Raw genomic sequence first — 13,131 nt, forward strand, 5'->3', positions numbered from 1 at the left:
CGGTCTTCACTGGCACGATGCACGGAATAACGATCTTCGGGTGCGGTGAGGACGAGGCCGCGCTGTTCGGCGAGCTCGCGCCGCCGCTGGGGGTGCGGCCGACCATCGTGGCCGAACCCGTGTCCGAGGCGAACGCTTCACTGGCCCAAGGGAACCGGTGCGTGAGCATCGGCCACAAGACGCGGGTCTCGAACGCGGTGCTGCGGGCCTTGAAGGCGGCGGGCGTGGCGTACGTGTCGACTCGGAGCGTGGGGTGCAACCACATCAACGTCGCCTACGCCGCGAGCATCGGCGTCACGGTGGGCAATGTGGACTATTCCCCGGACTCGGTGGCCGACTACACGCTCATGCTCATGCTCATGGCGGTGCGGCACGCGAAGTCGACGGTCCTGCGATCCGAGTCGCACGACTACCGGCTGCACGAGGTGCGCGGCCGGGAGCTGCGCGACCTGACCGTCGGGGTGGTCGGGACCGGGCGGATCGGCGCGGCGGTCGCAGGCCGGTTGCGGGGCTTCGGGTCCGAGGTCTTGGCCTATGACCGCAGCGAGCGGGCCGCAGTCGAGTACGTGCCCCTGGAGGCGCTGCTGCGCCGCAGCGACATCGTCTCGCTCCACACGCCGCTCAACGCGGGCACGCACCACCTGCTCGACCGGCACCGGATCGACCAGATGAAGCCGGGCGCGTATGTCGTCAACACCGGGCGCGGCGCTTTGATCAACACCGAGGCGCTGGTCCCGGCCCTGGAGAGCGGTCGCCTGGGCGGGGCGGCCCTGGACGTCCTCGAAGGCGAGGAGGGGGTCTTCTACGCCGACCGCCGCGCCGACCCGATCGAAGGCAAGCCGCTGCTTCGGTTGCAGCAGTTGCCGAACGTGATCATCAGCCCGCACACCGCCTATTACACCGACCACGCCTTGAGCGACACCGTGGCGAACTCCCTCGCCAACTGCCTGGCATTCGAAGGAAGGACCCAGCATGGGTAAGACGAGCATCGGCATCCTCTTCGGCGGGCGCTCCGAGGAGCACCCCGTGTCCGTCAAGTCGGCGCGCGAGGTCGCGTTCAGCCTCGACCTGGACAAGTACGAGCCGTATTGGATCGGGATCACCGAGTCCGGGGCGTGGCGGCTGTGCGACGGCCCGCACGCCGACTGGGCCGAGCGCGGCTCGCGCCCGGTCGTGCTCTCGCCCGACGCCGAGGTGCACGGCCTGCTGGTGCCGGACGGGGGCCGCTTGGAGACGATCCGCCTCGACGTGGTCCTGCCGGTGCTGCACGGCAAGCTCGGCGAGGACGGCGCGATCCAGGGCCTGCTCGAACTCTCCGGGATCCCCTACGCGGGCTGCGACATTCCCAGTTCGGCGCTGTGCATGGACAAGTCCCTGGCGTACCTGGTGGCGCGAAGCGCGGGAATCGCGACCCCGGACTTCTGGACCTTCATGGACGGTGAGCCGGTGGAAGCCGACCGGTTCTCCTACCCGGTGTTCGTGAAGCCGGCGCGTTCGGGCTCCTCGTTCGGCGTCACCAAAGTGTCCAATGAGGAGGAACTCGTGGCGGCGGTGGCCGAGGCGCGCCAGTACGACGGGAAGGTCCTCGTCGAGGCCGCCGTCCAGGCCCGCGAGATCGGGTGCGCGATCATCGGCAACGAGGACGACCTGCTCACCGGCGAGGTCGACCGGATCGCCCTCTCCCACGGGTTCTTCCGCATCCATCAGGAGGCCGAGCCTGAGACCGGCTCCGACAACTCGGTCGCGATCGTCCCCGCCGACATCCCCGAGGCGGACCGCGAACTGGTCAAGGAGACCGCGAAGGCCGTGTACCGGGCGATGGGCTGCCGGGGCCTGGCCCGCGTCGACCTGTTCCTGACCGAGACCGGCGAGGTGATCCTCAACGAGATCAACACGCTCCCGGGCCTGACCTCGTACAGTCGTTACCCGAGGATGATGGCGGCGGCCGGGTACGCCCTGGCCGACGTGATCGACATGGCGGTATCGCTGGCAATGACGGGAAAGCGCCGATGAACGACGACTTCGCCTTCGTGGACGAGCTGGTCCCGGGCCTGCGCTGGGACGCGAAGTACGCGAGTGCGGACAATTTCACCGGCGGCCCGGTCGACGGCTACGTCACCGCCCGCGTGGCGGGCACGAAGGCACTGTGCGCGGCCCTGGAGAAGGCCCAAGGGAAGGCCGAGTCGCTCGGGCTGGGCCTGCTGGTGTGGGACGGGTACCGGCCGCAGCGCGCGGTCGACGCTTTCCTGGCCTGGTCGCGCCTGCCCGAGGACGGCCGCATGAAGGCCCGGCACTACCCGAACCTGGAGCGCTCGGAGATGTTCGACAAGGGCTACGTGATCGCCCGCTCCGGACACAGCCGAGGCTCCACAGTAGACTTGACGCTCTGCGACGGCGGGGGCGGACCGCTCCCGATGGGCGGCGACCACGACCTCATGGACGCCGTCTCCCACCACGGGGCCGAAGGGATCGAGCCGCTCGCGGCCCGCAACCGGGAGCTGCTGAGGTCCATCATGGAATCATGCGGTTTCGTGGCGTACGAACGCGAATGGTGGCACTACACGCTCGCGGACGAGCCGTACCCGGACACGTACTTCGACTTCCCGGTCTAGGGCACGGCGGCGCGCAGCTGCACCGTGACCCGCAGGCCCCCGGTCGTCAACGGCGTCAACGTGAGCACCCCGTCGTGGGCACGGACGATACTGTGGACGATCGCGAGCCCCAGGCCCTGCCCGCCGTGCAGCGAACGCGTGCGCTCGGCCCCGCGTTTGAACGGCTCCAACAAGGTCGCGACCTGATCGGGATCCACGCGCGGCCCGGTGTTCTCCACCGCGAGCGCCACCAGCCCGTTGTGATACCACGTCGCGACCCGCACCACGCCCCGCGAAGGGAGATTGTGGACGATCGCGTTGTGCACCAGGTTCGTGATGAGCTGCAACAACAATGCCCGCGATCCGGCCGCGGCGGCCATCGTCCCGGAGGTCTCCACCGCGACCCCGCGCTCCTCGGCGAGCGGGACCAGCGTCTCGGCGGCCTCCTCGGCCAGCAGCGAGAGGTCCACGGTCTCGCGCGTGAACGAGCCCCCGTCGGCCCGGCTGAGCAGCAGCAGCGCCTCGGTCAACTCCACGGCCCGGGCGTTCACCGCGTACAGGCGCTCCACCAGCTGGTCGCGACCGTACCTCGGGTCGTTCCGGGCCACGTCGAGCATCGCCTGCGTGATCGCCAACGGAGTACGCAGCTCATGCGACGCGTTCGCGGCGAACCGCCGCTGCTCGGCCACGTGGGCCTCCAGTCTCGCGAGCATCGCGTCGAACGCGTCGGCGAGCTCGCGGAACTCGTCCTGCTTGCCGCGCAAGCGGACCCGGTGCGTGAGCGACCCGCCCGCGGCCAGGCGCGTCGCGGCGGTGATCCGGTTGAGCGGCGCGAGCATCCGCCCGGCCAGAAACCAGCCCCCGACCAGCCCGAACAGCAGCAGGAACGCCAAGAGGATCGCCGCTTTGGGCCCGAACGCGCGCACCAGGTCGTCGCGGCCGGGCATGAACTGCCACCCGCAGGAGTCGTCGAAGGACTCCGGGCACCGGCCCGCGATCGCGTTCGCGCCCTCCTCGGGGATGTAGTGCAGCAGGAACCGCCACACCGCCCCCAGCAGCAGCACACCCGCGACCATGAGGAACCCCGCGTAGCTGAGCGTGAGCTTGAGGCGCACGCTCAACCCCGGCGGCCTAGCCATGCGTGCCCTCGGTGTCGATGCGGTAGCCGACCCCCGGGACCGTGGCGATCACCCACGGCTCGCCCAAGCGCTTTCGCAACGCGGACACCGTGATCCGCACGGCATTGGTGAACGGGTCGGCGTTCGCGTCCCACGCCTGCTCCAGCAGCGCCTCCGCACTCACCACCCCGCCGTCCGCGGCCACGAGCACCTCCAGGACCGCGAACTGCTTGCGCGTCAACGCCACATACCGGCCCCCGCGGAACACCTCCCGGCGGAACGGATCCAACCGCAACTCCCCGATCTCGCGCACCGGCGGCCGGCTGTGCGCCCGCCTGCGATCCAGCGCCCGCAACCGCAGCACCAACTCCCGCATCGCGAACGGCTTCGTCAAGTAGTCGTCGGCCCCCAGCTCGAACCCGGACGCCTTGTCGTCCAAGCGATCGGCGGCCGTCAGGATCAGGATCGGCATGCCCGAACCCGAGGCCACGATGTGCTGGGCGATCTCGTCGCCCGAAGGCCCGGGGATGTCGCGGTCGAGCACCGCGATGTCGTACGAGTTCACGCTCAACAGCTCCAGCGCCCGGTGGCCGTCCCCCGCGATGTCGGCCGCGATCGCCTCCAGCCGCAGCCCGTCGCGCACCGCCTCGGCCATGAACGGCTCGTCCTCCACGATCAGCACACGCATGCGACCGATGCTACGAGAGTGAACGTATCGCCCGTGTATCGAAAAGCGGATACGCGGCCATAACGCCCCGCCGCCTTCACTGAACCCATGTCACACAACGCGACCCGCCACTCCACGCTCCCGCCCGCCCGCCGCGCGCTCGGCGAGGCCCACGGCGCCGTCCCCGAGGGGACCACCGTCTTCGACGAGGTCCCGGCCGTCGCCAACCTCGACCCGGGCCTCCTCGCGGCCCTGCGCAAAGCCGCAGCCGACGCCGCGGCCGAAGGCGTCGCCTTCCGCGTCAACGGCGGCTGGCGCTCACCGGCCTACCAGGCCGAACTCCTCCGCGAAGGCATCGCCCACCACGGCTCGGCCGCCGAGGCCGCCCGCTGGGTCTCCACGCCCGACACCTCCGCCCACGTCCAGGGCCAGGCCATCGACCTCGGCCCCGCCGAAGCCCGCACCTGGCTCGCCCGTCACGGCGCCGCCTACGGCCTCTGCCAGATCTACGCCAACGAACCCTGGCACTACGAACTGCGCCCCGAAGCGATCACCCACGGCCCCCCGCCGATGTACCCCGACCCCTCCCACGACCCCCGCCACGGAGCCCCGATAGACCCCGCGTCGAACCGCCCCGCCTAGAACGAGAAAAACCCACCTTCTCGCGAAGGTGGGTTTCTTTCCGGTGGCCAGGGCCGGGGTCGAACCGGCGACCTATCGCTTTTCAGGCGATCGCTCGTACCAACTGAGCTACCTGGCCGGGGACGCAGCTGCCTGCATCGCCGTCAACACTGTACAGCACCACCGGCCCCCACCTCGATGCGGTATTGCGGCGAACGTGACGCCCGCCGCTGCGGCCCGCGCGGCACCCGGAACCGAACCGACCCCAAGGGACGCAACCGCTCCCGCAGGGGAGGTCGCCCCCGTCGGCAGGCGCGGGTAGCGTACAGGACACTCGACCCCCGAGGAGGTTTCTGTGACCCGACTCGCTGCAACGCCCCCGATGGGCTGGAATTCCTGGGACGTCTACGGGACCTCGGTGACCGAGGCCGAAACCCGCGCGAACGCGGCGTTCATCGCCGAGCACATGGCCGGCCTCGGGTGGGAATACATCGTCGTCGACATCCAGTGGTACGACCCGGCCGCCCGCCCCGGCGGCTACAACTCCGGCGCCGACCTGGTCCTCGACGAATACGGCCTCCCCCAGCCGGCCCCGAACCGCTTCCCCTCCGCGGCCGGCGGCGCGGGCTTCGCGCCCCTCGCGGCCTACGTCCACTCCCTCGGCCTCAAGTTCGGCGTCCACATCCTCCGCGGCGTCCCCCGCCGCGCCGTCGCCGCCGACACCCCCATCAAGGGCAGCGAGTACTCGGCCGCGCAGATCCCCGACCGCGAGCGCATCGCCTCCTGGGTCGACGACAACTGGGGCATCGACCACTCCCACCCCGGCGGCCAGGCCTACTACGACGCGCTGGCCGCCCAGTTCGCGGCCTGGGGCGTGGACTACGTCAAGGCCGACGACATGACCGCGCCCTACTGGGAGGACGAGATCGAGGCGTTCTCGCACGCGATCGCCCGCTCGGGGCGCGACATGGTGCTGAGCCTGTCCCCGGGCATGAACCTCTCCACCGCCCACGCCGAGCATTTGCGGGCCCACGCGCACCTGTGGCGCATCTCGGCCGACCTGTGGGACCGCTGGCGCGACGTGTTCGCCCAGTTCGACCTGCTCCGCGACTGGTCGCCCCACAGCGGCCCCGGCCACTGGCCCGACGCCGACATGCTCCCCTTGGGCCGCATGGGCATCCGAGCCGAGGTCGGCGAACCCCGCGAGACCCTCCTGACTCCCGACGAGCAGCGGACGATGCTGACCCTGTGGTGCATCGCCCGCTCCCCGCTCATGGTCGGCGCCGACCTCCCCGGCTCCAGCGCTGAAACGATCGAACTGCTGACGAACCCCGAGGTCCTCGCGGCCCAATGCCACGAAGCGGGCGCCCGCGAGGTCTGGCGGGAGGGCAAGCACTTGGCCTGGGCCTCCGAGGACGGCGCCTTCGCGGCGGTCTTCAACCGGGGCCCGGACATGGCCGAGATCCGCCTCCCCTGGGAAACCCTCGGTACGACCCGCCCCGCCGGAATCCGAGACTGCTGGGCCCGGGAAGACATCGAACCGGGAGAAGAACTCCGAGTGAAGCTGGCCCCCCACGCGTCGGCCCTGTTCCGCCTGTCGTGACGAAAGCCGAAAAGCCCGGGCCTGGTGGGATTCCGACGCCGATGCCGGGCTCGAACTCGGCGGCTTCGGTTCGCCTTTCGTGATTGTGGCTGCGGCCGCCGGACTTGGCTGGTCCGGCGGCCGCTGCCTCCGCGGCGTCTGGTGCAGGTGCCCGGACGCGGGAGCCAACCCCGCGTCCGAGTCTTACGGCGGTCCGCGCGCGGTCCCTCTTCCAACCGCCTCACCTACACCAAAACTGGGGCAAGCTTTACACAAGAAGTCAAGACACTCAAGAAGAAAGTTTTCGCCTGTGGATAACTTCCCGTGGCCTGTGGATAACTCGGTGGTGATCCACTGGACGAGTTGGATCACCACGCCGTTGGGGTCGGCGGTCTGGAAGTAGCGCTCGCCCCATTCCTCGGTTTCGATCGGGGTGGTGATCGTGACTCCTTCGGCTTGGACGCGGGCGTATTCGGCGTCGATGTCGTCGACGACGAAAGCCAAGAGCAGGCCGTCGGCGTGGCCCTTGGCGCTGTCGGGTTTGAAGGTCTCCAGGCCCGTGCGCAGGTAGATGACGTTGAAGCCGGCATCCGGGCGCGAGAGGGAGACGAAGCCGTCGGCGGCCATGTCCTCGGTGAAGCCGTAGTGGCGCTTGAGGAACTCGGCCGAGGCGGCGGGGTCGGCGACGTTGAGCGATACGGCGGACGAGGTGATGTGCATGAACAGCTCCTTTTCTTCGTACGTTGTATATTGTACAATGTACATCGTACGGCGTACAACCTTTTGCGCTACGATGTCTCCCGTGAGTGCCGCCACTGATACGCCGAAGCCGAACCTGCTCGAACTCCTCTGGAGGGCCGCCCCCGAGAACGCCCGCGGGCCCCGCAAGGGGCTGACCGTGGACGAGGTCGTCGCCGCCGCGATCGAGCTCGCCGACGCCGAAGGGTTGGAGGCGCTCACCGTGCGCCGCCTCGCCCAGAGCCTCGGCAAGGCGCCCATGACCCTCTACACCTACGTGCCCGGCAAGGCCGAGCTCGTGGCCCTCATGCTCGACGCGCTCTTCGGGAGCATGGAGCACACCGCGACCGAAGGCCTGCCCTGGCGCGAGCGCCTCGCCGCCCTCGCCCGCGACAACTACGCCCTCTACCGCGCCCACCCCTGGGCCGCCGCGGCCTCGCCGAGCAGGCCGCCGCTCGGGCCTGGGCAGATCGGCAAGTACGAGCGCGAGCTGCGCGCCTTCGAAGGGCTCGGCCTCAGCGACGTCGACACCGACGACGCCCTCGCCTACCTCCTCGGCTTCGTGCGCACCGCCGCGCAGGACGCCGCCCAGTCCGAGGCCGAGCGCGCCGCCAGCGCGATGAGCGACGGCGAGTGGTGGGAGGTCAACGGGCCGCTGCTGGCGAAGGTGCTCGACGTGGATCGGTATCCGACCGCGGTGCGGGTCGGGGAGGCGGCGGGTGAGGCGCACGCGAGTGCGTACGACCCCGAGCAGGCGTTCGGGTTCGGTCTGGAGCGCACGCTGGACGGCTTGGCCGCGCTGGTCGAGGAGGCCTGATTCAGACCTGGAGCGGTTCGTTGAGGCTGTCGGCCTTCCATCTGCGGCGGGTGGCGACCACGAGCGAGGAGAGTGCGATCGCGCCCGCCAGGTAGGCGAGGAGGACGATCACGGCTCTGGTGACGTGGGCGGTTTCGCCGCCGCTGATGGTGACGCGCAGTGCGTCCACGACGTGGCTCATGGGCAGCAGCGGGTGCAGTGCCTGGAAGAACCCCGGTGTGGTCTCGACGGGGTAGAGGCCTCCCGCGCTGGTGAGTTGGAGCATGAGAAGCACGACGAGGATGAGACTGCCGGCGGTGCCGAACGCGAGTTTGAACAGGTGCGCGGTGGCCGAGAACGTGAGGATCGCCAGGATGGAGAGTCCGACGGTGGCGAGGGCGTTCTTGGGGTCGAGGCCGAGTCCGAGTTGGACGGCGAGGTAGAGGACGAGTGCGGAGAGCACGCCGAGGGCGGCGCCGGGGAACCAGCCGCCGAGGGCGACGGGGACGGCGCGGAGGGGTCCGGCGAGGGCGCGTTGGTTGACGGTGGAGAGCACGAGGTAGGCCATGAGGCCGAAGACCCAGAGTGCGATGGCGATGAAGAACGGGGCGAGGCCCCGGCCGTAGGTTTCGGCGGGGTTGAGGTTCTTCTCGGTGATGGTGACGGGGCTGCCGTAGGCCTCGGCGTTGTCGGCGTCGTCGGCGGGGTTGGTGCTGGGGACGGATTCGGCGGCGTCGGCGAGTTTGGTGGCGAGGGTGGTGGCGCCGTCGTGGAGTTCGGTGAGGCCGTCGGCGAGGTCGCCTGCGCCGGTTTGGGCGGTGGAGGCGGCGTCGGCGACTTGTTGGGCGCCGCTGGCGACGTCGCCGGCGCCGGTCTGGAGTTCGGTGAGGTCGGCTGAGGCTTGGTCGAGGGTGTCGGTGGAGGTGCTCTGGACGGCGCTGTTGGCGCTTTGGATGTCGTTGTTGACTTCGTCGGCGTCGGTGATGAAGGTCTGGAGGCGGGCGCAGGCGTCGGCTCCGGCGTCGATGTCGGGGTCGTCGCAGAGGGCGGCGTAGACGCCGTCGAGGTCGCCGTCGGCGCGGTTCGCGAGGTCGGCGGCGGCGTCGGCGCCGGTCTGGATCTGGGCCCAGTTGGCGGCGAGGTTCTCGATGACGGGTTGGGCGACGCCGACGGCCTGGTCGACGCCCGCGCTGACTTGGCTCGCGCCGTCGGCGACCTGTTGGGCGCCGGTGGTGAGGTCGCCGAGTCCGTTCTGGAGGTCGGTGGCGCCGGTCTGGGCGGTGTCGATGCCGTCGGCGAGTTGGTTCGCGCCGTCGGCGGCTTCGGTGAGGCCTTGGTTGAGTTCGGTGAGGTCGCCGAAGATGGTGGTGGCGAAGGTGACGTAGACGGCGGTGTTGATCTGGTTGCGCAGTTCGGCTTCGACGGTGGAGGCCATGATGCCGGCGACGTAGCCGTTGGCGTCGTTGAGGTCGAAGTGGACGGTGGCTTGTTCGGGGCTGGTGCCCGAGAGGCTGGCGAGCTGCGTGGAGAAGTCGTCGGGGACGGTGATGACCATGTAGTAGTCGCCGTCTTCGAGGCCGGTGCGGGCGGTGTCTGCGGGGACGAACTGCCAGTCGAAGATGCGGTTGGTCTTGAGCTGTTCGACGAGTTGGTCGCCGCCGTTGATGTCGGTGGTCTCGCCGTTGACCTCGACCGAGGCGCCGGTGTCCTCGTTGACGACGGCGACGGGCATCTGGTCGAGTTTCCCGTAGGGGTCCCACGCGAACCAGAGGTAGAGGCCGCCGTAGACGAGCGGGATGAGCACGATGGCGACGAGCGCGAGGGTGCGGATGGGGTGGCCGCGGAAGCGGCTGAACTCGGCGGCGGCGAGTTTGAAGGGGCTCAGGGCGGTCTGGCGGATCCGGTTCACTGGTGGCCTCCGTTTCGGGTGTCTTCGCGGCGGTGCGGGCGGCCGTGGTCCGCGTCCCTGAGATCGATGACGTGGTCGGCGGGCGGGCTGGAGCGGGTGCAGGCGGCGATGACGAGCTGGCCGGCGTCGGCGACGGTGCGGAGGGCTTCGAAGACGCGTTCGGAGCCGCAGTGGTCGAGTCCGGTGTCGGTGTCGTCGACGACGATGCCGGGGGTGCGGCAGGCGGCGGCGCAGGCGATCGCGAAGCGGATCTGTTCGATGCGGGGGAGGAACCCGTAGGTGTCGCCTGAGTCGACGTCGACGGCGAGGCGGTCGAGCCAGGCGTGGATGTTGGCGCGGGTGGCGGCCCCGGCCGAGACGGTGGTCGTCTCTTTGATGCAGGCGGCGACGGTGTGGTACGGGTCGAAGCGGACCGGCGGTCCGGCCTGGGCGACGGTGAAGCGGCGGCGGATCTGGCCGGGTTTGGTCTGGCCGTCGACGGTGAGCGTGCCGGTGTCGTAGGCGAAGCGCCCGGCGAGGGCGAGGAGGAGCGAGGAGCGCCCGTCGCCGCCGTCGCCGCACAGGGCGACGACTTGGCCCAGGCCCGCGGCGAGCGTGACGTCGGTGAAGATCGGCCCTTGGCGGCCGGCGGCGGTCAGGCCGTGGGCGGTGAGGAAGGGCCCGGTGCCGTTGGGGCGGTCGGGGTCCGGGTGCGGGGCGTCGGCGGCGGGGAGGACGCGGGTCGCGTCGGGTTCGACGAGCGGCGCCGTCTCGCCCGGCGGGTCGGGCCAGTGGGGTTCGGCGCCGTCCGCTTCGGACGTTTCGGGCTCTGGCCCGGTGTCGTCACTCCTGTCGCTCATAAGGACTATCCTCACAGGCCGATGCGCCCCGGTTCGGGCGTTTTCGCGGGTTGCTGACCGCGCCGATATTACTCACGAGTAACTTAGGGTCGGTCGCGGGCGGGCGCGCTGTGACCGGCGCGTCCCGCGCCGGGCCCTTACAGTTGAGGCATGTCGGAAACGCAACCTGCGAAACCAGCGGCTCCCCGCCGCGATCACGCGCGCACCCACCACGGCGACACCGTCAACGACCCGTACGCCTGGCTCAACGACCGCAACGAGGAGAAGGCCCCCGAGGTCCTCGACTACCTCAACGCCGAGAACGCCTACACCGAAGCGCGCACCGGGCACCTCGCCGAGCTGCGCAAGACGATCTACGCCGAGATCAAGGACCGCACCCAGGAGACCGACCTCTCGGTCCCCTACCGCAAGGACGACTGGTGGTACTACGGCCGCACCGAGGAAGGCAAGGACTACCCCATCCGCTGCCGCCTCGCCGCGACCGGCGACACCCCGCCGAGCATCGAACCCGGCGTCCCCGTCGAAGGCGAACAGGTCGTCATCGACGACAACGAACTCGCCGATGGGCACGACTTCTTCCTCCTGGGCGTCTACGACATCTCCCCCGACGGGAACCTCCTCGCCTACGGCGTCAACTACACCGGCAACGAGACCTTCACCCTCAAGTTCAAGGACCTGCGCACCGGCGAGGACTTCCCCTACGAGGTCGAAGGCGTCCTCTACGGCGGCGCGTGGTCGGCCGACGGCTCGGCGTTCTTCTACACCAAGATCGACGACGCCTGGCGGCCCTTCCAGATCTGGCGCCACCTCCTCGGCAAACCCGACCAGGACGCCCTGGTCTACCAAGAGGACGACGTCAAGTTCCGCGTCGGCATCTCCCTGACCCGGTCCGAGCGGTACCTCATCATCGGCATCGGCTCCTCCACCACCACCGAGTACCGCTACCTCGACGCGACCGACCCCACCGGCGAGTTCACCGTCTTCGGGTCAGGGCGCGAACAAGGTGTCGAAGCCGAGATCGACCACCAGGGCGACCGCTTCTGGGTCCTGCACAACAAGCACGCCGAGAACTTCACCCTCGGCTGGACACCGGTCGACGACACCACCCAGTTTCACGAGGTCATCCCCCACGACGCGCAGGTCCGCCTCGAATCTGCCGACGCCTTCGAAGACCACGTCGTGGTCTCCCTGCGCCGCGCCGGGCTCTCCCAGGTCGCGATCCTCGACCACGAAGGCAGGCTCGACGAGATCGACTTCGACGAGCCGATCTACACCGTGGGCCTGGGCGCCAACCCCGACTACCAGTCGCGGCACCTGCGATTGACCTACACCTCACTGGTCACACCCGCCTCGGTCTACGACTACGACATCGACGCCCAGAACCTCCTGCTGCGCAAGCGGACCCCCGTCCTCGGCGACTTCGACCCCGCCGGCTACGTCCAGTACCGCGAATGGGCCACCGCCGCCGACGGCACCCGGGTCCCGATCTCGATCGTCGCCAAAGCCGGCATCGAACCCGACGGCACCGCGCCGTGCCTGCTGTACGGGTACGGGTCCTACGAGGCCTCGATCGACCCGTACTTCTCCATCCCGCGCCTGAGCCTCCTCGACCGCGGCGTCGTCTTCGCCATCGCCCACGTACGCGGCGGCGGCGAAATGGGACGCCAGTGGTACGAGCAGGGCAAACTCCTGCACAAGAAGAACACCTTCACCGACTTCACCGCCAGCGCCGACCGCCTCGCCGAGGCCGGCTGGGCCGCAGGGGACCGGATCATCGCCCGCGGCGGCTCGGCCGGGGGCCTGCTCATGGGCGCGGTCGCCAACCTCGCGCCCGAACGGTTCGCGGGGATCCTCGCGGAGGTGCCGTTCGTGGACGCGCTGAGCACGATCCTCGACCCCACGATGCCGCTGACGGCCGGGGAGTGGGAGGAGTGGGGGAACCCGCTGGAGTCGGCCGAGGTGTACGCGTACATGAAGTCGTACTCGCCCTACGAGAACGTCACCGGTGTGCGTTACCCGTCGATCCTGGCGGTGACCAGCCTGAACGACATCCGGGTGGGCTTCCACGAGCCGGCCAAGTGGGTCGCGAAGCTCCGCTTCGAGAGCCCGGATTCGGACGTGCTGCTCAAGACCGAGATGGAGGCCGGGCACGGCGGGCGCTCGGGCCGGTACGGGGCGTGGGAGGAAGAGGCGTTCAACCTCGCTTGGGTGCTCGACACGTTGGGCGTGGCCGATCGGTCGTGATCGAACCCGAAGGCCCGGCCCCGCTG

11 protein-coding genes, 1 tRNA gene and 1 pseudogene are annotated in these 13,131 nt (G+C 69.8%); 7 read left to right on the plus strand and 6 right to left on the minus strand.

Features of this window, described 5'->3' with window-relative positions:
• The first annotated feature begins 17 nt into the window (after positions 1-17).
• The 3 genes from AB0B28_RS04785 to vanX are packed head-to-tail and all read left to right on the plus strand — an operon-like array spanning position 18 to position 2,612.
• Positions 18-980 (plus strand): D-isomer specific 2-hydroxyacid dehydrogenase family protein, encoded by a 963-nt coding sequence (locus AB0B28_RS04785; protein WP_360116529.1) that lies wholly within the window; start codon positions 18-20, stop codon positions 978-980.
• On the plus strand, positions 973-2,013 hold the full coding sequence (vanA, locus tag AB0B28_RS04790; RefSeq protein WP_360116532.1) for a D-alanine--(R)-lactate ligase: 1,041 nt from the start codon (positions 973-975) through the stop codon (positions 2,011-2,013). The genes AB0B28_RS04785 and vanA overlap by 8 nt, the downstream gene beginning before the upstream one ends.
• Positions 2,010-2,612, plus strand: coding sequence for a D-Ala-D-Ala dipeptidase VanX (vanX, locus tag AB0B28_RS04795; protein WP_360116535.1), 603 nt, complete (start codon positions 2,010-2,012; stop codon positions 2,610-2,612). The genes vanA and vanX overlap by 4 nt, the downstream gene beginning before the upstream one ends.
• Here vanX and AB0B28_RS04800 read toward each other — a convergent pair.
• The gene (locus AB0B28_RS04800; protein WP_360116538.1) at positions 2,609-3,730 is read right to left on the minus strand and encodes a HAMP domain-containing sensor histidine kinase; all 1,122 of its coding nucleotides are present in this window, start codon (positions 3,728-3,730) and stop codon (positions 2,609-2,611) included. The two genes, vanX and AB0B28_RS04800, sit on opposite strands and share 4 nt — an antisense overlap.
• Positions 3,723-4,397, minus strand: coding sequence for a response regulator transcription factor (locus tag AB0B28_RS04805; RefSeq protein ID WP_360116541.1), 675 nt, complete (start codon positions 4,395-4,397; stop codon positions 3,723-3,725). Before AB0B28_RS04805 ends, AB0B28_RS04800 begins: the two co-directional genes overlap by 8 nt.
• An 87-nt stretch (positions 4,398-4,484) precedes the next feature.
• Between AB0B28_RS04805 and AB0B28_RS04810 the strand changes: the two genes are divergently transcribed.
• Positions 4,485-5,018: a M15 family metallopeptidase gene (locus AB0B28_RS04810; RefSeq protein WP_360116544.1), complete on the plus strand. Its 534-nt coding sequence runs from the start codon at positions 4,485-4,487 to the stop codon at positions 5,016-5,018.
• A 44-nt stretch (positions 5,019-5,062) separates the two neighbouring features.
• On the opposite strand, the gene AB0B28_RS04815 is transcribed toward AB0B28_RS04810, so the two are convergent.
• Positions 5,063-5,136: transfer RNA gene (locus tag AB0B28_RS04815), tRNA-Phe, on the minus strand.
• 216 nt (positions 5,137-5,352) lie between these two features.
• Between AB0B28_RS04815 and AB0B28_RS04820 the strand changes: the two genes are divergently transcribed.
• On the plus strand, positions 5,353-6,600 hold the full coding sequence (locus AB0B28_RS04820; protein WP_360116547.1) for a glycoside hydrolase family 27 protein: 1,248 nt from the start codon (positions 5,353-5,355) through the stop codon (positions 6,598-6,600).
• A 327-nt stretch (positions 6,601-6,927) separates the two neighbouring features.
• Here the strand turns inward: AB0B28_RS04820 and AB0B28_RS04825 are convergent.
• A pseudogene (locus AB0B28_RS04825) lies at positions 6,928-7,299 on the minus strand (VOC family protein); the annotation flags it as partial.
• Positions 7,300-7,381: 82 nt separating this feature from the next.
• On the opposite strand from AB0B28_RS04825, the gene AB0B28_RS04830 reads away from it, so the two are divergent.
• Entirely contained in the window at positions 7,382-8,134 is a 753-nt protein-coding gene (locus AB0B28_RS04830) for a TetR/AcrR family transcriptional regulator C-terminal domain-containing protein (RefSeq protein ID WP_360116550.1), read from the plus strand.
• 1 nt (position 8,135) lies between these two features.
• Here AB0B28_RS04830 and AB0B28_RS04835 read toward each other — a convergent pair whose 3' ends face one another.
• The gene (locus tag AB0B28_RS04835) at positions 8,136-10,022 is read right to left on the minus strand and encodes a YhgE/Pip domain-containing protein (RefSeq protein WP_360116553.1); all 1,887 of its coding nucleotides are present in this window, start codon (positions 10,020-10,022) and stop codon (positions 8,136-8,138) included.
• Positions 10,019-10,861, minus strand: coding sequence for an ATP-binding cassette domain-containing protein (locus AB0B28_RS04840; protein ID WP_360116556.1), 843 nt, complete (start codon positions 10,859-10,861; stop codon positions 10,019-10,021). Before AB0B28_RS04840 ends, AB0B28_RS04835 begins: the two co-directional genes overlap by 4 nt.
• A 150-nt stretch (positions 10,862-11,011) precedes the next feature.
• Here AB0B28_RS04840 and AB0B28_RS04845 point away from each other — a divergent pair, with 150 nt between their 5' ends.
• Complete coding sequence (locus tag AB0B28_RS04845; RefSeq protein WP_360116559.1) at positions 11,012-13,105, plus strand: S9 family peptidase; 2,094 nt, start codon at positions 11,012-11,014, stop codon at positions 13,103-13,105.
• Positions 13,106-13,131: the final 26 nt, after the last annotated feature.

The organism is Glycomyces sp. NPDC046736 (genome assembly GCF_040645615.1).
Lineage (GTDB): Bacteria > Actinomycetota > Actinomycetes > Mycobacteriales > Micromonosporaceae > Glycomyces.

Coding starts and splice junctions, on each gene's coding strand:
- AB0B28_RS04785 (WP_360116529.1), top strand. CDS start 18: ATGCACGGAATAACGATCTTCGGGTGCGGTGAGGACGAGGCCGCGCTG.
- vanA (WP_360116532.1), top strand. CDS start 973: ATGGGTAAGACGAGCATCGGCATCCTCTTCGGCGGGCGCTCCGAGGAG.
- vanX (WP_360116535.1), top strand. CDS start 2,010: ATGAACGACGACTTCGCCTTCGTGGACGAGCTGGTCCCGGGCCTGCGC.
- AB0B28_RS04800 (WP_360116538.1), bottom strand. CDS start 3,730: ATGGCTAGGCCGCCGGGGTTGAGCGTGCGCCTCAAGCTCACGCTCAGC.
- AB0B28_RS04805 (WP_360116541.1), bottom strand. CDS start 4,397: ATGCGTGTGCTGATCGTGGAGGACGAGCCGTTCATGGCCGAGGCGGTG.
- AB0B28_RS04810 (WP_360116544.1), top strand. CDS start 4,485: ATGTCACACAACGCGACCCGCCACTCCACGCTCCCGCCCGCCCGCCGC.
- AB0B28_RS04840 (WP_360116556.1), bottom strand. CDS start 10,861: ATGAGCGACAGGAGTGACGACACCGGGCCAGAGCCCGAAACGTCCGAA.
- AB0B28_RS04845 (WP_360116559.1), top strand. CDS start 11,012: ATGTCGGAAACGCAACCTGCGAAACCAGCGGCTCCCCGCCGCGATCAC.